The following is a 19,703-nucleotide window of genomic DNA, read 5'->3' on the forward strand; positions in this document are numbered from 1 at the left end:
AGTCCAACTGTTCATAAACTTACATGTACGGATAACTTTAAACAATTATCAATTTGATAATTTACTTATTACCAAAGTAAATTTTGTTTAGCTTGTAAACAAATTCGTTGAGGAAATTTTAAAAGTCCATTGCTGTTCCTAGATGTAAGTGTTTATTTCCCGAAAGTACTCTGTAAAAAACCACGGTTGACGAGCCTGTCGAACCAGAACTGGGTTATTAGACTTTCAGTAAATACACCTTAATTACGCCAAAATATGAAATTCAAACCAAAGAAAAACACCTCTTCTTGGTCTGCTAAACTACTTATTATCAGTCTGTTTATATTAAGTTCAACTACCAGCCTGTTTTCTCAGCAACTGACTAAATATACTTCCTTCAAACCCGGAGGCCAATGGCTTGCAGATGATGGAGTACACATAGATAGTCATGGTGGCAATATCATTTATGTGGAATCAGAGGAGGCCTACTATTGGTATGGGGAGCATCGAGGTACTCCCAGAGGAGCCTCCTGCTATTCTTCGAAGGATTTGTATAATTGGAAAAATGAAGGTGTGGTGTTGGAGAAGGGGGAAATAGAGGTTTTTGAAAGGCCTAAAGTGGTGTATGACGAAGTAAATAAAAAGTATGTCATGTGGTTTCACTTTGACAATTCCGCCTATCGTACTGCCGAGCTGGGGGTGGCAACAAGTGACAATCCAACCGGTCCGTTTGTAGTACAAGATCACTATCGACCAAATGGACATGAATCGCGAGATATAGGAATGTACTTCGAGCCTGACACTAAGAAAGCGTACATTGGCTATGCAGCAGACCATATCAACCAAACTGTCAGAATGGTAGAGTTGTCTGCAGATTATCTCTCTACCACCGCCAATGATGTGGACATAGAGGCGCATTGCGAAGGGCCAGGAATTTTGAAAAAAAACGGTAAATTCTACCTACTTACCAGCGGATGTTCTGGTTGGACTCCCAATCCGGCGACTTACTATACTGCGGAAAATATCATGGGGCCATACACCAAGCATGGCAATCCATTTATCGGCGATGCAGGTAACAATTCATTCAATTCGCAACCGTGTTTTATTTTCAAAATACCGGGATACAAAGACGCTTATCTCTACATGGGTGACCGCTGGAACGGTAGAGGTAAACCTGAATCAGAGTATGTATTTCTTCCCATTACCATCACAGAGGAAGGAGAAATGGAAATCCATTGGTACAATCAGTGGGATCTGAGCATGTTTACTCCTGAGAAAAAGTAATTCAAATAGGTTGTGATGAATATCCTTTTATTTCTAGAGCGCTTAGGATGTTCTAAATTAACCAAACAAAGAAAATACAGCTCCAATCCATTCTAAACAATAGGATTTACGTACGGAATACCAGACAAAGTTTGCTTGTCTAACCAAATTGCATTTATTGATCCTCTAGAAAATTTCAACATGAGTAAAAAACCAAAATACCTTATCACTATGAAGACCTATCTCAACACCTTCCTACTCCTACTTTTATCCTATAGTACGGCTTGTTCCCAAGAAAACTCGACTAATGGCTCTAATCCATCAGGGGATTTTAGAGTAGTAGAAGCCTTTCCTCAGTTGTCTTTCACCAGACCGGTGGATTTTCAGCATGCAGGTGATAACTCCAATAGGGTATTTGTGGTGGAGCAACGAGGAGTTATTTCAGTTCTTCAAAATGACCCAGGAACATCCGATAAGGGTGAATTTCTGGATATTGAAAACCGAGTGGATGATTCCGGAAACGAGGAAGGTTTATTAGGACTGGCATTTCACCCAGACTATGAAAACAACGGCTTTTTCTATGTAAACTATACTGCTTCTAATCCCAATAGAACTGTAATTTCTCGTTTTAGTGTTTCCACATCAAATCCTAATCTGGCAGATCCAGCCAGCGAACTGGTGCTTTTAGAATTTGACCAACCGTATTCTAATCACAATGGAGGGCAAGTTTCATTTGGTCCAGACGGCTATCTCTATATAGCAGTTGGTGACGGAGGGAGTGGTGGAGACCCTCAAGGAAATGGGCAAAATCGAAATTCCTTATTAGGTACTATCTTAAGAATAGACATTGACCAGCAAAATAGATCAACCAACTATTCAATTCCTGAGGACAACCCTTTTGTTGATAATTCAGAAGGCTTCCGAGAGGAAATTTATGCGTATGGCTTGCGCAATCCCTGGAGATTTAGCTTTGACTCTTTCAATGGGCAGCTATGGACAGGGGATGTGGGTCAAAACAAATTTGAAGAAGTAGATATTGTGAAAAAAGGTGGAAACTATGGATGGAACACAATGGAAGGCTTTCATTGCTTCTCGCCGGCTGATTGTAATCAGGAAGGGCTTGAATTGCCAATTTGGGAATATGACCGATCTCAGGGCGATATATCCATCACAGGAGGTTTTGTTTACCGAGGTGCTATCTTGGAAGAATTGGAAGGACTATATATCTATGCAGATTACGTGTCGGGAAGAATTTGGACTTTGGATGGCAGTGATCCAGCAAACCCAGTCAATACAGAATTGCTGAATGCAGATTTCCCTATCTCATCTTTTGGCATAGACCAAAATCAGGAATTGTATATCTGTGGCTTTGATGATAAAATCTATAAGCTTGAGTATGAGTAGGCTCAAATGTTAGTTGGCTCAACCCTGCCTGCTTCAGGCAGGTTGTCCGACTTATTTCTATCAATTTACTCTCGCATTTGTGCTATTATCGAAGCTTGGAATTGATTTTAATTCCTCGCTATCGCTCTACTTGACGGCACAGCCAAACCCACATAAATAATAGAAAACTATCAAGCGTCAGTCCCTATAGGGCAACTAGAACAAATGAGTACTATTTTTTCGCCTCTATTTTGTCATTGGGGAAAAAATTCTACTTTCGATTTACAAAATCAGCAATCAAGGAGAATGCTATTAGGCACTTTCTGGTTTCTAAGGGCTCTTAGCGGTGAAAATACTTGGAATTTCAAATCAACTTACCCCTCTATCTCCTCCACTAATTCAGCATACCATGCCTCCCCATATTTCCGGGTGAGTGCATCTTTCAGGAATTTATAAATCGGAACCTTCAAATTAGATCCAAGTTGACAGGCTGGGTCGCAGATATGCCAGCGATCATAATTCAATGCATCAAATTGATCGTATTTGGTGATACGAATTGGGTACATATGGCAACTGATGGGTTTTTTCCAAGTAATCTTACCATCGAGGTAAGCCTGCTCAATACCGCATTTCAGAATTCCTCTTGTATCATATAAGGCATAGGCACATTCTCTATTGTCGCCGATAGTAGGAGTTCCCTTATCTCCATCCTTATCGATTACCCAAGTTCCTTGTTTTGCGATAGCCTGACGCCCCTCTTCAGTGATGTAGTCTTTCACGATAGGGTAAATGTCTTCGATGATCTTGGTTTCCTCATCTTCCAAAGGAGCACCGGCGTCGCCTTCCACACAGCAAGCGCCCTTGCAAGCCTCTAGGTCACAAACAAAAAAATTCTCCTTAATTTCATCCGAGAGCACGGTATCACCTACTATAATCATGTTCTTTTTCGTTTGCCTGCAAAGGTAAGCAAACAAGCGCTAGGCATGCAGCTTCCCAACCTCTTTTCTTCGCACATACACACCTTTCCTCAACTTGGCAATGATATTCCCCTCCCTATCCTTTACTTCACAGGGAAATTCAAAAACCCCCTTACCATCACGATCAACGGCCATCTTTATCTCAGAAATTTGGGTTGGTGAGAGTTGGAATTCTGCATAAACAGTCTCCTTCCCAGGTTTTACAAATTCAATACTTGCTGTCTTATCCCAAACTAAGTAATCATCATTTAGCTGAGTGATTAGGATAAACATGAAAAATGGATCACACATGGAATAAAGAGATCCACCAAAGGCAGTCCCAATTAAATTCCGATTGTACCAGGTAAGTTTGAGTTTGGTGCGAAACATGGAGAAATCAGCTGCATAATCGATCACCTTGATCCCGCTAAACAAATACGGAGGATACCAATTGATCAGTCTAATAAGTCTTCTAAACTTCCTGCTTTTCCTACTATCCATTTGAAAAAGATAAGTCAAAAGCCTCAGAAAAAGAACGACTTACGATATCACATTTATTATCGATAATTTCCTAAACCACATTTGTAAAACCGATAGCTAGAAATTACCGTACTTTGCAAGGTGCAAGTCGTCTTGTCGCTGTCCTAATTTGGAGAGAGGAAAGTCCGGACAACATAGAGCGCCATACTTCCTAACGGGAAGGGGGCTGACTGGTGACGGTCAGTTTACAGCTAGTGCAACAGAAAATAAACCACCCTTCGGCAAGCTTAGGCAAGTCGATGGGAAAGGGTGAAACGGTGGAGTAAGAGCCCACCGCTTTGGCAGTGATGTCAAAGGCATGGCAAACCTTATGGGTTGAAAGATCAAATAGGTTCCGCGTCGGATTCAGTTCCGGGAAAAGTTGCTCGCTTTTATGCGGAACGGGTAGATCGATGGATCCCAATTGCGAAGTTGGGACTAGATAAATGGCAAGAAACTGATTCTAGAAATAGAAGAGGAAACAGAACCCGGCTTATAGACTTGCACTTTTTTATTTTATATTGAAACTATGTCGAAAATATTGATTATCGATGACGAAAAAGTCATCCGCGCTACCCTACGCGAAATTTTAGAATATGAGAAATACATTGTTACCGAAGCGCAGGATGGCGAAGAAGGATTGTCCAAATTGCAGGAAGAAGATTACGATCTGGTCCTATGCGACGTCAAAATGCCTAAAATGGATGGCCTAGAAGTGCTGGAGAAAGCAAAGGCTCTGGAGAAAGCACCCCAATTCATTATGATCTCCGCACATGGAAGCATAGAAACTGCGGTGGAGGCGACCAAGAAAGGAGCTTTTGATTTTATTCCTAAACCTCCTGACCTCAATCGCCTGTTGCTTACTGTAAGAAATGCGTTGGAGAAAAAGAATTTGGTGACAGAGACGAAGGTTTTGAAGAAGAAACTATCCAAGAAACTGGATATGATAGGAGAATCAGCGGCTATTCATCAAGTGAAGGAAACGATTGAAAAAGTGGCCCCCACTGATGCCAGAGTTCTGATCACAGGTCCTAATGGAACAGGAAAGGAGCTTGTAGCCCATTGGGTGCATGCAAAAAGTAACAGATCTTCAGAGCCATTTGTCGCAGTGAACTGCGCAGCCATTCCTTCAGAACTCATAGAAAGTGAGCTTTTTGGTCATGAAAAGGGGGCTTTCACCTCAGCTCACAAGCTACGTCAGGGGAAATTTGAGCAAGCACAAGGCGGTACGTTATTTTTGGATGAAATCGGAGACATGTCACTTTCTGCCCAGTCTAAGGTATTACGAGCTCTACAGGAAAATCTTATCAGCCGTGTCGGTTCTGATAAAGACATCAAAGTAGATGTGCGAGTACTGGCTGCGACAAATAAGGATCTGAAAAAAGAAATTGAAGAAAATAGATTCCGAGAGGATCTGTACCACAGATTGAGTGTCATTCTGATTCAGGTGCCTGCGCTGAAAGATAGAAAAGATGATATTCCTTTACTTGTAAATAAATTTTTGGATGATATCTCTCAGGAAAATGGAGATGCCAAAAAAAGCTTCAGTAAAGCTGCTCTGGCAAAACTACAGGAATACCCATGGACAGGAAATATCCGTGAACTACGAAATGTGGTAGAAAGACTGGTGATTTTAGGCGAAGCTGAAATTAGCTTGGAAGACATAAAAAAATACGCTGACTATTAAGTCGGCGTATTTTTTTTAGCTATTGGCGTCCTGAGAAGTTGGCGCTTTGGCGTAAGCTGGACATGGTTTACTGGAAGCACATGCTCCCAATGCTAATATTCCAATCAATAATGCTGCAGTGGCTAATTTTTTCATCTTTTAAGTTTTGTTCTGTTCAAATATGTTCAATAAATAGTTAGATAGCAATTACTGCACCAAGAGATTACAGCCTCTAATTTCGCTATTGTCAAATCTCCCAAGTACTTCCAGCATTCCATCTTGATCAAATCTTCCTAAATCCTGCGTTTCTATAAATGCACAGGAATGAAAATTTGCCAAATCAACCACATTGATTCCACCCTGGGATCGCTGTGAAATAGAAAATGGATCGTTCACATCCCTAAGCATAACGCGCATGGAGCTAGGTAAGGTATATCTCCCCCGGCCTTTTGAATATGCCTGAGACATCAGCTCGGTCATTCCGTATTCAGAGTGAATCACATCAACACCGAAAAAAGGCTTGAGTATGTCATGAACTTCCTCTCGAACCATTTCCTTTCTCCTACCCTTCATGCCGCCAGTCTCCATGACAAGGAGATTAGCAGATGGTGAAAAACTTTTTCCCGATTCTGCCAAATCCAACAACGCAAAAGTCACTCCCAGCAGTAATACCTTGCGTTGATCATTGGCTAGCAGCTCTATTTTCTCGATCAATTCATCATGATTGTACAAATAAAAACCTGAATGCGCTGATTTACTTTCACGAATGAAATGGTCAGCCATACTTACTAAGCTACTTCCTTTTCTTTCCAGATAGGCAGGCAAAAGGGCCAATACATGAAAATTATTTAACTCACCGAAAAAACCCTCAAATATGCGCTGAGCATGAGTTAAGTACCATTGCTCTGACCAAATGAAATGTCGGCTGCTGACCATGCCCGTAGTGCCAGAGCTGGAGAAATAATCTGTATAAAGATCCTCTATTCCAGATACTACTTTATGATCTTTGAAAAAGCGAATGGGTAAAAAAGGAATTTGATCCAAGGATTTCACCGATTCCTTATCTACTTTACGCGCCTCTAGATATTTCCTGTAAATTGGATTTGCTTGTGACTGGTATTGAAAAAGTTGTAGCGCAAGATTTTCAAATTCTTCTACCTTCAAATCTCTTAACCTACTTGAAAAACTTTTAAAATCCTGCATCGTTTTATATTTTGCAACAACCAACCAAAGTATTGGTTTAATTTGGTGGTAAATTTACTTTCGCCCTATGCGTTTAAAAAGCTATTTAGGAATATTCTTTTTGCTGGTCAGCACACTAGCCTGTATAAGTCCGCCGGATAACTTCCCTTCAGTACCCAAGATCTCCTTTGAATCAATTGAATATGTTCCTACTTCAGGTGCAGATTCCTTGATTATTGGGATAGATTTTCAGGATGCAGAGGGAGATCTGGGCTTATCAGCTACAGATGATGATCCACCTTTTCAGGATGTGGACTTCCAGCGAGACTCAAACGGTGAATTAATCACCTATAGTACTAGACCACAAACAGCACCTTCGTACAATCCAATAGACTGGTTAGTTGATCCAATCGTCAACAATAAGGTAGTGAAGGATACTATCTGGGTAAAACAGAATCCAAATCAGTTCAATATTTTCGTAAAGTTCTTCATCAAAAGAAATGGTCAATTCACAGAGTTCAAGTGGCAGGATCCGCCATTCTTTACTACTTTTAATGGACGGTTTCCTAGAATCCTGACTTCTGATATTGGGCAAGCTGTAGAAGGTAATATCAGATACGGGATGCTATCCTCAGGCTGGCAATCTATTTTCAGGACAGATACGCTACAAATCGCTGTGGAGATTCAAGATAGGGCGCTGAACAGAAGCAACGAAGTATTCAGCCCTGAGGTGACTCTCTCGCAAATCACACGGCCTTAAAACAAAGCTTTTTTCTAAAAGTCTGTTTTCACAGAGGGCATAGCTCAGTGATAATTGTCAGGCTGAACGCATGTGTCCTTCTGGCTGGAAATGCGATTTCATCTGTTTATATTTTGATTTTCAAAGGTCAGATGGAATCTCGCATGGTAGATATTCATCCCAGTGTGTGACGCTTGAGTCATGCTCGATTTCACATGATTATAATTTGTCTTTTAAAGGTCATAACCTGTCCCGTGACGAAGGAAACGGGATAGCCTGTCCCGTCCGCCGCGGCGGATCGGGAGAATCTCGCATGATTTATAATTATACCTCTGTATGACGTTGAGTGATGCTCGATTTCATCAGTGTTTTTAATGGGAAGCGGTGCCAAAGCGGTTATATCTGAAGATTTAAGAATTTATGTGCTTTTGTGAGCTAACATAATTATAATGCCTTCTGCCAATTCCAACTATCTCTCAAAGAATCTTCCAGCGAATAACTTGGAAACCACTTAAGTATTGAATTGATTTTGGTAGTATCCGCCCAGATCTTCACAATATCTCCTGGTCTTCTTGGACCAATTTCAAAGTTCACTTTTATGCGATTCACTTTTTCAAAGGTTCTGATCACTTCCAAAACGGTATTTCCATTTCCGCTTCCTACATTGAATACGTCATAGAAATCATCCTGCTGCTCTCCCAAGTAAGCCAAAGCCTTCACATGAGCGTCTGCCAAATCCATTACATGAATGAAATCACGAACACAAGATCCATCCTCCGTATCGTAATCATCACCATACACAGTAAGCTTCTCACGAATTCCTGCGGCAGTTTGAGTCACGAAGGGCACCAAGTTAGCCGGAGTTCCAATAGGCAACTCCCCTATTTTCCCGCTTGGATGTGCTCCTACCGGATTGAAATAGCGCAAAGAAATTACCCGGATTCCAGCTTGACTTTTTACTAAATCCACTAAAATATCCTCACAGATTTTCTTTGTATTACCATAGGGACTTTCTGCATCTTGTCTTGGTGTCTCCTCTGTCACAGGTAAAAATTCCGGCTGACCATAAACGGTACAGGAAGATGAAAAAACAAAATCTTTGATTTGCTTAGCCTTTATGAAATCAAGTAGTGTCAACAAGGAGCCTATGTTATTCCGGTAATACTTTAATGGCTCCATGGTACTTTCTCCCACAGCTTTGAAAGCGGCAAAATGAATAACACCCGATATTTCATGCTCTGACGCTATTTGATCTAACAAATTACGATCACTGCAGTCTCCCTTATAAAAAGTAAGTCTTCTGCCGATGATTTCTTCCAGTCTATCTAATACTTTAGACTCAGAATTGGACAAATCATCAATAATGATCGGCTCAAATCCTGATTTAACCAACTCTACTGCAGTATGAGAACCAATATATCCGGCACCTCCTGTGATTAAAATCTTTTTCATTTGGTATAAAAGTTTGCTTATACAAAACTATCCAAAAGGATGGATTATCGAATTCTTTTATGATAAGAGTTAGTCCTGGAATCTATCAATTTCCATACTCAGCGTAATGCTGTTGGTATCAGCAAACTGACTTATTATAGATAGGACTCCAAGGGTAGGCTATCTAATTAGAACAAAATTACCCCGCTTTTCCACAGTCTTAATCTCCCCATCTAAGGGAAAGCTATACTGCATCATGAAAGTGAAGGTTCCTGGACTGGCCTTTTCTCCATTCACCAATCCATTCCAGCCTTCTGCGCCTGAGTAAATCAACTGCCCCCATCTATTAAAAACCCAAAGGTTAAAGTTGATTTCACAATTTGATACACCTGCAAACAGACCTCCATCTCTCGTCGGGTTAAAACCCGTTGGCATTCGTACGTCCGGAGCTTTCTCTGATACCAATCCAATTCCTAGACTTACACAACCTGTAGCATCTAAGACGGAGATAGAATAGGCTCCTTTAGATAAACCGGTAAGTGTGTTATTTGTGGCATTTTCCTCCTCCCAATAATAGATATAGGGAGCTTTGCCTCCAGCTGGAAAGGCAAACAATTCACCATTACTGCCGCCAGGACAGGCTGGTTTGGTCAATCTCACATCCACATCTAAAGCTGCAGGAGATGTGATCTCAAAATTAAGTGGTACAGAGCAACCATTTTGATCTACCACAACAAGTTCATAAATACCTTGGGTCACGTCAGTCAAATTCAATTGACCCGTAAATTCAATTCCATCTTCTAACTCAATCGTGTAAGGAGCCGTGCCACCTATTACAGACAGATTTAAAACTCCATCGCGTTTCCCATAACAGCTCACCCCCTGCACAATATAAGTGGCAACCTCCAGCAAAGGTGGCTCTGCGATTTCCAGGTTTTCTATTACTCTTTCACATCCTAATTGATCTAATACGGCGACAGAATAGATTCCTACAGGTAACTCGTCTGCGGTGGACGAATTCAAATCAGGATCATGAGACCAAGTGAATTCAAATGGCGCTACTCCGCCTTGGATAGCAAGCACTATTTTTCCGTTAGTTTCCCCAAAACATTTCACATCTTCTATACTGCCAACAGTAAGCAAAAATTCCTCTTCTACTTTCACTTGCAGCGAATTTGAGGTTCCTTCACATGCTTGATCAATTAGGCTATAAGTAGAATAAGTAACCGTCCCAGTAGTCCCAGATACGTTCCAACTGATCTCAACCGTAGGTTGATTTTGTCCGGAAATAATTTCTCCTCCAGATACGATCCACTCATATCCACGACCTAATGAAGGATTAGGTGCGGAATAGAAATGTGTAGTGAGCGGATCAAAACAAACATCCAGATTTCCAATAGGATCTTCTGCATCCAGCTGAATATTGATAATCACATCCAAAGAAATAGGCTCAACCAAACAGCCATTGGTACTTATCAGAGTAGCGATGATTTTTGCAGTTGGATTGGCCGGTCCCCACTTGACTAAAACTGAATCCCCATAATTTTGAACAATCGTTCCACCTTCCACTTCAAAACTTACAGACTTAATATTTTCTTGTGAACTGAGCTTATAAACCAATTCTTCCACATCAGGGCATACTGATTGTGGCCCTAGCAGTTCTGCTTTAGATTCTAGTACCTCTACTTTAAAGGTCTCTTCTTCCTGTTGATCGCAGGTATTGGGACTGATGGAAGCAGTGACGGTCACATCATATATCCCGGGATTTTCAAATATATGAGTCACTTCTTGACCTTCTTGGAGAGTAGAACCATCACCAAAATCCCAGGTGAAATAAGTAAATGCTTCATTTTCGGGTGTAATACTCCACGTTCCTTCATGATCAAGACAGGCTACACGATCACCGTCCACTTCAAAATCATACTCAGCTATAATTTCAAAATTCAAATTATCCAAAGCCGCTCCCACTGCATACCCATAAGACTCCAAGAACCCAAATCCATATACATAAGCAATAAAACCTTCTGGATTTGACAACTGGTGCACTCCCTGGGAAATAAGAAGTCGGGCAAAATAAAACGCGGAGTTTCCTGGAACCTGTGAAAAGGAAGCGCCAATATTTCTTCCATCTAAAACAGTAGTAGTCTGTGCTCCAGATGGAACAATAATACTTACATAATGCGACTGAATGGACTGTAATGAGAGAGCAGAAAACTTCACATCCTTCAGCAATTGTTGATTTGGACTGTAGGTAATCATAAATGGATCACCTTGATCATATTTTGGATCCCCGATCTGATTACATCCTTGGCTTTTGGAAAACACAGTGACCGAAGATGGCTTAGAAGTACTAATGGAAACTGTCTCACCGGCTTTGAAATGCAAGGTCAGAAACTTAGCAGCGCCTATTACACCCCGGCTGTTGCCATTTACGAATACTTCAGTGTTGTACTCAGCTGCCAGTACTTTCACCAGTTCACCTGATGTCCTACCCTCTAATGATACATGGATGTAGGAGTTTCCCCAAGTGGTTACCGGGTATGCTTGTTGAAAAAGGTTGTCATTTGCTGCGCCACAATTACCCACTGATGTCCACTTGTTCCCTCCAAACACAGCAATTTTTTTACATGAATTAGCATCATCTCCTATCACTCTGACCCGGGAACCAGTCAGGTCAAATCTATCTTTAATCTGGTAGCTTTGACCGCGATCTAATGCTATTTCAATAGGTGCTGAACCATTGCTTTTAGTGATTTCTATTTGTGTATTATCTTCTGTGGCAATTACTAACAGACTGCTTTCATTATCAACATTACCATCGTATTCGACGGGATGAGTAAGTCTCTCGAAGTGAGAAGTGACCAAATAGTCTTTTCCTAAGGCTCCTATTGGCAATACTACCGTGCCATCCGCACTACGAATCCGTTCATTAAAAGCATAAACTGACAAATCTCCCGAAGAACTGATGTAAATTCCTTTATTTTCCACCCTATTAGAGAACCTATGGAGTAAATCAATATCCTGGGAATCAACGATCAAATTGAATCTTTCTCCTTGTCCTAGGGTGGCAGTTCTAGTCTGCCCAAAATATTCTATAGTAATAGTTGCTTCTTCGATGGCTGTTATTTCTAACATTGCCCGATCAGGCGCCCCTGGGAGAATACGGTTATTGTCCATAAAACCCACCCAAAACTCCTTTCCAATGGTAGAGATTTGGCCATAAGATGCCAGGGCAAGAAATTGCAGTGACAGTACTAAATAAACAATACGGTAAATTCTCTCCATCCAGAATTAGAAATTACTTCAATATCCTAATATAGCGAACTGAGAAAAATAAAGCATCCCCTCTATCACAAACCAGAATTCTCTCCCTTCAAAGCCTGGGAATCACTAAGTCTTCACATATATAATCCCTATCTTTGCGCCTCAAAAAAGAAGAAACACCTGTATGATATCAGTAGATAACCTATCCCTCAAATTTGGAAAAAGAACCCTTTTCGATGAAGTTTCCCTAAAGTTCAATCCTGGCAATTGCTATGGTGTGATCGGGGCGAACGGCGCTGGAAAGTCAACTTTTTTGAAAATTCTTTCCGGTGAAATGGATAGTACCAGTGGTGGCATCAGTATCACTCCTGGTCAGCGAATGGCCGTCCTAAGCCAAAATCACTTCGGTTTTGATGAAGTCGAAGTCTTGAAAACTGTCCTTATGGGACACAAGACACTTTATGCCATCATGGAGGAAAAGGATGCCATCTACATGAAGGAGGATTTTACCGAAAAAGATGGTTTGCTTGCTTCTCAATTGGAAGCTGATTTTGCTGAGATGGATGGATGGAACGCCGAGTCAGATGCAGCAGCCCTGCTTTCCGGTCTAGGGATCACCGAAGACCTGCATTATATGCAAATGAAAGATCTTGCGGGAAATCAGAAGGTACGGGTGTTACTTGCTCAGGCACTTTTCGGAAATCCGGATATTTTGATTCTAGATGAGCCTACCAATGATTTGGATGCGGCCACCATCGAATGGCTGGAGAATTTCCTGTTGGATTTCAAAAACCTGGTGATCGTAGTATCCCACGATAGACACTTCCTGGATTCAGTTTCTACTCATATTGTAGATATTGACTTTGGGAAAATAAAAATTTACTCAGGTAACTATACCTTCTGGTACGAGTCTTCTCAGCTCGCATTGAAGCAGCGTTCTGATTCCAATAAGAAGGCTGAGGATAAGAAAAAAGAATTGCAGGCTTTTATTGATCGCTTCTCTGCCAACGTCGCCAAATCTAAGCAGGCAACGGCACGAAAAAAGATGATCGAGAAATTGAACATCGATGAGATTGAGCCTTCGATGAGAAAATATCCAGGCATCATTTTCAAACCTGAACGAGAAGCTGGAGATCAGATTTTCATGACCGAAAACCTGGAATTGAAAGCTGATGGAGTGACCTACTTCACCGATGTGAATCTAATGGTGGACAAAGGCGATAAAATTGCTTTTATCTCCAAGACCAAACAGGCGGTAAATAAATTCTTCCAAACGATCATGGAAGAAACCCCTTCTACCAAAGGAAGTTTCAAATGGGGAGTTACCATCAACAAAGCCTACTTGCCAAATGATAACTCTGAATTTTTCAAAACAGATATTTCCCTGATCGAATGGCTAAGGCAGTTCTCCGGAAATCAGGAAGAGGCCTATGTGAGAACCTTCTTGGGAAGAATGCTCTTCACTGGAGAGGAATCACTGAAGAAGTGTTCAGTACTTTCCGGAGGTGAAAAAGTTCGTTGCATGATCTCCAAGATGATGCTTCAAAACCCGAACCTACTGGTCATGGATGAACCTACCAACCATTTGGATCTGGAGTCCATTACTGCATTCAACAACGCTATCATTGAGTTTACCGGCACTGTATTGATGTCCTCTTATGACCACGCTTTTGTACAGTCCTCTGCAAACAGAATTTTAGAATTCACTCCAAACGGAACGATTGATAGGAGGATGCCTTATGAAGCTTATCTTGAAAGCGAGGAAATCAAAGCGTTGAGGGAAAAGATGTACGCTAAGTCTTAACTTCGATTAGTTGCTTCTCACCGCAATCATAATTTATCTGGCGATCACCATCGCTATCGGTGCCTGGGCTTCAAAATTCGTAAAGGGGTCGAAGGACTTTGTTTTGGCAGGTCGTTCGCTCCCTTTATTTCTTTCCGCATCCGCCCTGTTCGCAACTTGGTTTGGATCAGAGACTATCTTCGGCGCATCTTCTGTGTACTTAGAGGAAGGACTTCAGGGAGTGATAGAAGATCCTTTTGGGGGAGCGCTCTGTTTAGTTCTTTTTGGCATGTTTTACCTCCGCCCCATGTACCGCATGGGTGTACTCACCATAGGGGATGTATTTAAGAAAATCTATGGCAACAAAGTAGAATTCCTCTCCACTGTATTTATGGTGCCTGTTTTCTTTGGGTATGTGGCTGCTCAGTTGGTTGCACTGAGTCTAATATTGGGTACAGTCACCGGATTAAGTATCACAGAAGGAATACTTATCGCTGCCAGTATCGTAGTGATCTATACATTTCTCGGAGGCATGTGGGCGATTTCTATCACGGATTTTATCCAGACCCTGATGATTGTATTAGGGTTGATCGTTGTAGCAGTCTTAGTTACAAAAGAAGCAGGAGGGATTGGGGTTATTTTGGATTCCGCTCCGGCAGAAAGCTTTCAGTTCTTTCCGGATCCTGGATTGAATTCTTGGATCAATTACTTTGGCGCCTGGGTGGTTCTAGGGCTAGGCAGTATTCCCAGTCAGGATATCTACCAGCGGGTGATGTCTTCCAAATCAGAGAAAGTAGCGGTCCAATCCACTTACTTGGCCGGTGGTTTTTATCTTACGTTTGGACTGTTGCCACTTTTTATTGCGCTTGGCGCAAAGGCACTCTACCCAGAACTTTACCTAGAAGACCGACAAATGCTGTTGCCATCCATGGTTTTGGCTCATGGAGGCATGCCCGTACAAATCATTTTTTTTGGTGCATTGATTTCAGCTATTATGAGTACAGCCAGCTCGGGAGTTCTTGCTCCTGCAGCTTTGATTTCCGAGAACCTTATCAAGCCACTTTTCAAGGGTAAGGACAAGCTTACAGATCGTTACCTACTTTGGATCTTACGGATCAATGTGCTAGCAGTGGCTGTTGTCTCGGTAATGATGGCAATACAGGATTCCAACATCTATGAATTGGTTGCTGGTGCATCTATACTCTTATTGGTATCACTTTTCGTCCCATTGACCGCGGGATTATATTGGAAAAGGTCTTCAAAAGTCGGCGCAATCTTATCCATGATCATTGGGATGCTTACCTATTTGATTATTGACAATTTTGAGCCGGAAATTTCTTCTCACATTTACGGATTACTTGCTAGTGCCATTGCTATGATAGCTGGAAGCCTGCTTTTCCCCAATAAACCCCAAGTCACACATGAACTATCCTAAAATCATACTCAAACACGGTAAAGAGATCTCTCTGAAAAGACAGCATCACTGGGTGTTTTCTGGAGCTATTTTCCAAAAAGACGCAGACCTTGAAAATGGTCAATTGGTTACCGTAGTATCTTCGAAAGATGAGTTTCTGGGAATAGGCCACTTTGCCGAAGGCTCCATTATGGTTCGAATCATTTCCTTCGAAGAGCGGGAAATCGACCAGGCCTTTTGGAATGAGAAAATTGCGGCAGCACTCTCTTTAAGAAAAAGCCTAGGACTTGCAGATAATGGAGAGACTAATGTGTACCGGTTGATCCATAGTGAAGGAGATTTACTACCAGGGTTGGTAGTGGATTTTTATAACGGAACCGCTGTGATTCAAGCGCATGAGATTGGGATGCACGCTCATCTGAAGGAAATCGCCCAAGCAATCAAATGGGTTTATGGAGATCAGATCTCAGGCGTTTACGACAAAAGTGCTGAGACTTTGCCAAAGAATCTGGATATCACTTCCAATGAATGGGTGCTTGGTCAGCCGAAAACTGATTTAGTGCAAGAATATGGAGCGACCTATAAAATTGATTGGGAAAAGGGACAGAAAACCGGATTTTTTATCGATCAGCGGGAAAACAGAAAACTGCTTGCCTCCTATTCAAAAGGCAAAAAAGTATTAAATACCTTCTGTTATTCTGGTGGCTTTTCTGTTTTAGCACTAATGGAAGGGGCAGCGGAAGTTCATTCCGTGGATATTTCCAACAAAGCAATAGAATTGACTGAGGTAAATCTTTCTTTGAACCCGGAGATCCAAGGAAAGTATGAATCCAAGGTGGCCGATGTGTTCAAGTTCATCCGAGAAATCGGAGATGACTATGATGTAATCGTATTGGATCCCCCTGCTTTTGCCAAAAACATAAAAGCAAGACATAATGCAGTACAAGCGTACAAGCGGCTGAATATGGAAGCTTTGAAGAAAATCAAATCGGGTGGAATTCTATTTACCTTCTCCTGTAGTCAGGTAGTGGATAAGGCACTTTTCCGAAATACCGTCACTGCCGCAGCACTGGATTGTGGCAGAAAAGTAAAAATTCTACATCAAGTCACTCAGCCTGCTGATCATCCTATCAATATTTTCCACCCCGAAACAGAATACCTCAAAGGCTTAGTGCTTTTTGTGGAGTAATTCGGGGGTTTCTATCCTCTTTTCCCCTATTTTCGCTTAGTCAATCAAATCTAACTATGTACACAGGAATACAACATCTTCATTCTGGAATCGCTTATCTGGCTTTGCTTGCCTTGGTAGTGGTCATTATTTACATGCTCATCGGATCACTCTCAAATCGTGAATTCACGGAGAAAGATCGAAAAATTGGGTTGATCGCATTTATTCTATCCCACATCCAACTGTTGGTAGGTTTGATTCTTTACTTTATCAGCCCATTGGGTTTGGAAATGCTTAAATCAGGCTCAGCCATGTCGGACCCGGCGGCAAGATTGATTGCACTGGAGCATCCCTTGATCAATATTATCGCGATAGTAGTAATATCTGTTGGCTACATCCGGGCAAAAAAACTGCGAACTTCACGTTCTAAATTCAGAAGCATCTACATGATGTATGCCATTGGATTGGTATTGATTCTGTCCAGACTTCCTTGGACTACTTGGATTGGATAAGGTTTACACGGGTCAAAAAAAACAGAAAGAGGTAACGTTTGATATGTTATCTCTTTCTGTTTTTAAACCATATGCATTATGGAAAGTCCCCCTAAAATTAGGATACAAACCTTAAAAGGAATCTTCTGCATTCAACATATTCAAGCCTTTTATTTAAGTCTCTTCATTTCTTTATGTCCTTTTGGCTTGGGCCAAAAGGACCAAAAAGCCAAGTCGCAGCAAAGCTTCCACCGCACACACCAGCCGCCTGGCCCACTGCTGCGACCTCCCTCCGCGCACTAAAACTAACCATCTGCTAATAGAAGAGCTATCTCTAATTGACAAAATTGTTCTGAGTGATATTTTCTCCCCGGATTTAAGTACTAATTCTTAAACTTTTCACAATTAACCTTTAACCTTTAACAATTTTCCCCTCACTTCACATAAGCCTCAATCAGACGCTCAGCACATCTCTCCCCATCCATTGCTGCAGACACTATTCCTCCTGCATATCCAGCACCTTCTCCACAAGGATAAAGCCGCTTGATTTGAATATGCTCAAATGAAACACGGTCACGTGGTATTCTAACTGGCGAAGAGGTTCTACTTTCTAGTCCGATCAACTGAGCATCATTGGTGTAATAACCCTTCATTTTACTACCAAAAGCCTTAAAAGCCATAGCCAAACGCTCTGAAATAAAATCCGGCAACACGCTTCTCATTTCCACTGAATTCAGGCCTGGTTGATAGGATGTGTCGAGCAAACTGGAACTTACTTTTTTCTCGACAAAATCCACCATGCGTTGAGCTGGAGCAACTTGGGTTTTACCTCCAGCCTCCCAAGCTTTTCTCTCAATAGCTGCCTGAAACTCCATAGCGGCCAATGGGCCAAACTTTTGATATTCATGTAAATCTTCTAACTCCACCGAAACCACAATTCCAGAATTGGCAAACTTCCCATCCCTGCGACTTGGGCTCATGCCATTTACCACTAATTCTCCTGGAGAAGTGGCCGCTGGAACGATAAAACCACCCGGGCACATGCAAAAACTAAAAACCCCTCGTTGTTTTTTCTTGAATTCTGTCTGATGAACAAGGGAATAAGCTGAAGCCGGCAGATATGGCCCTCGATCTAAACCACAATGGTATTGAATACTGTCGATAAGATCCTGGCTATGTTCTATTCTCACTCCTAATGCAAATGGCTTCGCTTCAATGGTGACTTGCTTGCTATGGAGTAATTGAAAAATATCCCGGGCTGAGTGACCTGTTGCCAGAATCACCCCCCTCCCCGTGATTTTATCCCCATGCTGTGTCACTACCCCTTTGATCTCATTTCCTTCCAATATAAAATCTTCCACACGGGTGCCAAACACTACTTCTCCACCAAATTGCATGATACTTTCCCGAAGGTCTTCTACCAATTTTGGAAGTTTATTCGTGCCTATATGAGGATGTGCATCCACTAATATCTCTTCGGTGGCACCATGTGCCACAAGGATTTCCATGATCCTTCGAATGTCACCACGTTTTTTAGATCGGGTGTAAAGTTTCCCATCAGAATAGGTACCTGCTCCACCTTCACCAAAGCAATAATTGGAATCTGGATTTACGATATGCTCTTTATTGATTGCCGCAAGATCTCTACGCCTTGATTTAACATCCTTTCCCCGCTCAATCACAATTGGCTTTACTCCAAGCTCTATTGCACGAAGTGCTGCAAAAAGTCCAGCTGGTCCAGCACCTACAATAATAATGGGGTCTTCGTTACTTACATTTTTGTATTCCGGCTTGTGATCAAGCAATGCTGGAGGAGTTTCTTTGATAAAAAGTTCAGCCTGAATATTCACCTTTACGTTTCTGCCTCTAGCATCAATTGAACGTTTTACTTGCCTGGCAATCGCCTCATTTGAATCTGCTGGAAGGCCAGCTTTCTTGCGTACTATTTCCTGAAAAGCGATAGGGTCATATGCCTCCTGAGGGCTCAATTGTAAGTTGAATTCTTTTTTCATTGTAAGGTAGTTATCCTTAAAAAGGGGATTGCAAAGATAGGGTATTAAAGTTGTTCACTATTGTTTCCATCAGTGCAGACAGCTGGATTTAGGTGTAGAAGCTTAAGTATAGGGAATTGAGGATGGATTCTACCAAGAACTGCACCGAAGTTTGAAGCCTGCTCTCGTCCCGGCAGGCACAACGTTAAACCCGGATTATGTAATAGGTTTCAAGCAGACTATTTCGCACTTGCTCAAATTGGTCTTCAGAATATGGGGCTATTTAATAAGTTAATTAGGCTGTGTAGATCCTCCCAGTAAGCCAAGCTTGATAGCATGGAGACAGGTAAATAATTAACTTGAAGATTACTGTCATAGTTGTTCTGCCTGTCAAAATCATCGAGGTACGGCAGACATCCAAGGATAAGGATATAATACCCTGCGTGTAAGTAGGCGAACCCCTTACCCTCTCAC

The 19,703-nt window shown here is 41.7% G+C and carries 15 protein-coding genes and 1 other RNA gene; 9 read left to right on the forward strand and 7 right to left on the reverse strand.

What is annotated here, in order from left to right; genetic code table 11:
- Positions 1-255: 255 nt before the first annotated feature.
- Both U3A58_RS12560 and U3A58_RS12565 read left to right on the forward strand, forming a co-directional pair.
- Complete coding sequence (locus U3A58_RS12560; RefSeq protein ID WP_323823779.1) at positions 256-1,263, forward strand: glycoside hydrolase family 43 protein; 1,008 nt, start codon at positions 256-258, stop codon at positions 1,261-1,263.
- 180 nt (positions 1,264-1,443) lie between these two features.
- The gene (locus tag U3A58_RS12565) at positions 1,444-2,646 is read left to right on the forward strand and encodes a PQQ-dependent sugar dehydrogenase (RefSeq protein ID WP_323823780.1); all 1,203 of its coding nucleotides are present in this window, start codon (positions 1,444-1,446) and stop codon (positions 2,644-2,646) included.
- Between the two features lie 353 nt (positions 2,647-2,999).
- Here the strand turns inward: U3A58_RS12565 and U3A58_RS12570 are convergent, their stop codons facing one another.
- A complete protein-coding gene (locus tag U3A58_RS12570; RefSeq protein WP_323823781.1) occupies positions 3,000-3,563 on the reverse strand; it encodes a DUF3109 family protein in 564 nt (187 codons plus the stop codon).
- Positions 3,564-3,602: 39 nt separating this feature from the next.
- Positions 3,603-4,082, reverse strand: a complete 480-nt coding sequence (locus U3A58_RS12575) for a DUF4442 domain-containing protein (protein ID WP_323823782.1) — start codon at positions 4,080-4,082, stop codon at positions 3,603-3,605.
- Between the two features lie 119 nt (positions 4,083-4,201).
- Between U3A58_RS12575 and rnpB the strand changes: the two genes are divergently transcribed.
- Positions 4,202-4,612, forward strand: an RNA gene (gene rnpB, locus U3A58_RS12580) — RNase P RNA component class A.
- Positions 4,613-4,629: 17 nt separating this feature from the next.
- A complete protein-coding gene (locus U3A58_RS12585; RefSeq protein ID WP_323823784.1) occupies positions 4,630-5,787 on the forward strand; it encodes a sigma-54-dependent transcriptional regulator in 1,158 nt (385 codons plus the stop codon).
- Between the two features lie 186 nt (positions 5,788-5,973).
- Here the strand turns inward: U3A58_RS12585 and U3A58_RS12590 are convergent, their stop codons facing one another.
- The gene (locus tag U3A58_RS12590; RefSeq protein ID WP_323823786.1) at positions 5,974-6,969 is read right to left on the reverse strand and encodes a LuxE/PaaK family acyltransferase; all 996 of its coding nucleotides are present in this window, start codon (positions 6,967-6,969) and stop codon (positions 5,974-5,976) included.
- A 67-nt stretch (positions 6,970-7,036) separates the two neighbouring features.
- Between U3A58_RS12590 and U3A58_RS12595 the strand changes: the two genes are divergently transcribed.
- Positions 7,037-7,708 (forward strand): hypothetical protein, encoded by a 672-nt coding sequence (locus U3A58_RS12595; RefSeq protein WP_323823788.1) that lies wholly within the window; start codon positions 7,037-7,039, stop codon positions 7,706-7,708.
- Positions 7,709-7,898: 190 nt separating this feature from the next.
- On the opposite strand, the gene U3A58_RS12600 is transcribed toward U3A58_RS12595, so the two are convergent.
- From U3A58_RS12600 to U3A58_RS12610, 3 genes are all read right to left on the reverse strand, one after another.
- Positions 7,899-8,078: a hypothetical protein gene (locus U3A58_RS12600; RefSeq protein ID WP_323823790.1), complete on the reverse strand. Its 180-nt coding sequence runs from the start codon at positions 8,076-8,078 to the stop codon at positions 7,899-7,901.
- A gap of 53 nt (positions 8,079-8,131) precedes the next feature.
- Positions 8,132-9,139 carry a UDP-glucose 4-epimerase GalE gene (galE, locus tag U3A58_RS12605; RefSeq protein WP_323823792.1) on the reverse strand — a complete coding sequence of 336 codons (1,008 nt, stop codon included), beginning with the start codon at positions 9,137-9,139 and terminating at the stop codon, positions 8,132-8,134.
- Between the two features lie 159 nt (positions 9,140-9,298).
- Positions 9,299-12,403 (reverse strand): PKD domain-containing protein, encoded by a 3,105-nt coding sequence (locus U3A58_RS12610; RefSeq protein WP_323823794.1) that lies wholly within the window; start codon positions 12,401-12,403, stop codon positions 9,299-9,301.
- Positions 12,404-12,566: 163 nt separating this feature from the next.
- On the opposite strand from U3A58_RS12610, the gene U3A58_RS12615 reads away from it, so the two are divergent.
- Genes U3A58_RS12615 through U3A58_RS12630 form a run of 4 tightly spaced genes read left to right on the forward strand, consistent with a single transcriptional unit; the run spans position 12,567 to position 17,259 of the window.
- The gene (locus tag U3A58_RS12615) at positions 12,567-14,186 is read left to right on the forward strand and encodes an ABC-F family ATP-binding cassette domain-containing protein (protein ID WP_323823796.1); all 1,620 of its coding nucleotides are present in this window, start codon (positions 12,567-12,569) and stop codon (positions 14,184-14,186) included.
- Between the two features lie 10 nt (positions 14,187-14,196).
- A complete protein-coding gene (locus tag U3A58_RS12620) occupies positions 14,197-15,600 on the forward strand; it encodes a high affinity choline transporter 1 (protein ID WP_323823798.1) in 1,404 nt (467 codons plus the stop codon).
- Positions 15,587-16,768, forward strand: coding sequence for a class I SAM-dependent rRNA methyltransferase (locus tag U3A58_RS12625; RefSeq protein ID WP_323823800.1), 1,182 nt, complete (start codon positions 15,587-15,589; stop codon positions 16,766-16,768). Before U3A58_RS12620 ends, U3A58_RS12625 begins: the two co-directional genes overlap by 14 nt.
- A gap of 56 nt (positions 16,769-16,824) precedes the next feature.
- Positions 16,825-17,259, forward strand: coding sequence for a hypothetical protein (locus U3A58_RS12630; protein ID WP_323823802.1), 435 nt, complete (start codon positions 16,825-16,827; stop codon positions 17,257-17,259).
- Between the two features lie 413 nt (positions 17,260-17,672).
- Here U3A58_RS12630 and U3A58_RS12635 read toward each other — a convergent pair whose 3' ends face one another.
- On the reverse strand, positions 17,673-19,250 hold the full coding sequence (locus U3A58_RS12635; RefSeq protein ID WP_323823803.1) for an NAD(P)/FAD-dependent oxidoreductase: 1,578 nt from the start codon (positions 19,248-19,250) through the stop codon (positions 17,673-17,675).
- Positions 19,251-19,703 lie beyond the last annotated feature (453 nt).

This window comes from Algoriphagus persicinus (genome assembly GCF_035156415.1).
GTDB lineage: Bacteria > Bacteroidota > Bacteroidia > Cytophagales > Cyclobacteriaceae > Algoriphagus > Algoriphagus persicinus.

Excerpts from the sequence above, each read along its gene's own strand:
- U3A58_RS12560 (WP_323823779.1), top strand. The coding sequence starts at position 256 with ATGAAATTCAAACCAAAGAAAAACACCTCTTCTTGGTCTGCTAAACTA.
- U3A58_RS12565 (WP_323823780.1), top strand. The coding sequence starts at position 1,444 with ATGAGTAAAAAACCAAAATACCTTATCACTATGAAGACCTATCTCAAC.
- U3A58_RS12570 (WP_323823781.1), bottom strand. The coding sequence starts at position 3,563 with ATGATTATAGTAGGTGATACCGTGCTCTCGGATGAAATTAAGGAGAAT.
- U3A58_RS12575 (WP_323823782.1), bottom strand. The coding sequence starts at position 4,082 with ATGGATAGTAGGAAAAGCAGGAAGTTTAGAAGACTTATTAGACTGATC.
- U3A58_RS12585 (WP_323823784.1), top strand. The coding sequence starts at position 4,630 with ATGTCGAAAATATTGATTATCGATGACGAAAAAGTCATCCGCGCTACC.
- U3A58_RS12590 (WP_323823786.1), bottom strand. The coding sequence starts at position 6,969 with ATGCAGGATTTTAAAAGTTTTTCAAGTAGGTTAAGAGATTTGAAGGTA.
- U3A58_RS12595 (WP_323823788.1), top strand. The coding sequence starts at position 7,037 with ATGCGTTTAAAAAGCTATTTAGGAATATTCTTTTTGCTGGTCAGCACA.
- galE (WP_323823792.1), bottom strand. The coding sequence starts at position 9,139 with ATGAAAAAGATTTTAATCACAGGAGGTGCCGGATATATTGGTTCTCAT.
- U3A58_RS12610 (WP_323823794.1), bottom strand. The coding sequence starts at position 12,403 with ATGGAGAGAATTTACCGTATTGTTTATTTAGTACTGTCACTGCAATTT.
- U3A58_RS12615 (WP_323823796.1), top strand. The coding sequence starts at position 12,567 with ATGATATCAGTAGATAACCTATCCCTCAAATTTGGAAAAAGAACCCTT.
- U3A58_RS12625 (WP_323823800.1), top strand. The coding sequence starts at position 15,587 with ATGAACTATCCTAAAATCATACTCAAACACGGTAAAGAGATCTCTCTG.
- U3A58_RS12630 (WP_323823802.1), top strand. The coding sequence starts at position 16,825 with ATGTACACAGGAATACAACATCTTCATTCTGGAATCGCTTATCTGGCT.
- U3A58_RS12635 (WP_323823803.1), bottom strand. The coding sequence starts at position 19,250 with ATGAAAAAAGAATTCAACTTACAATTGAGCCCTCAGGAGGCATATGAC.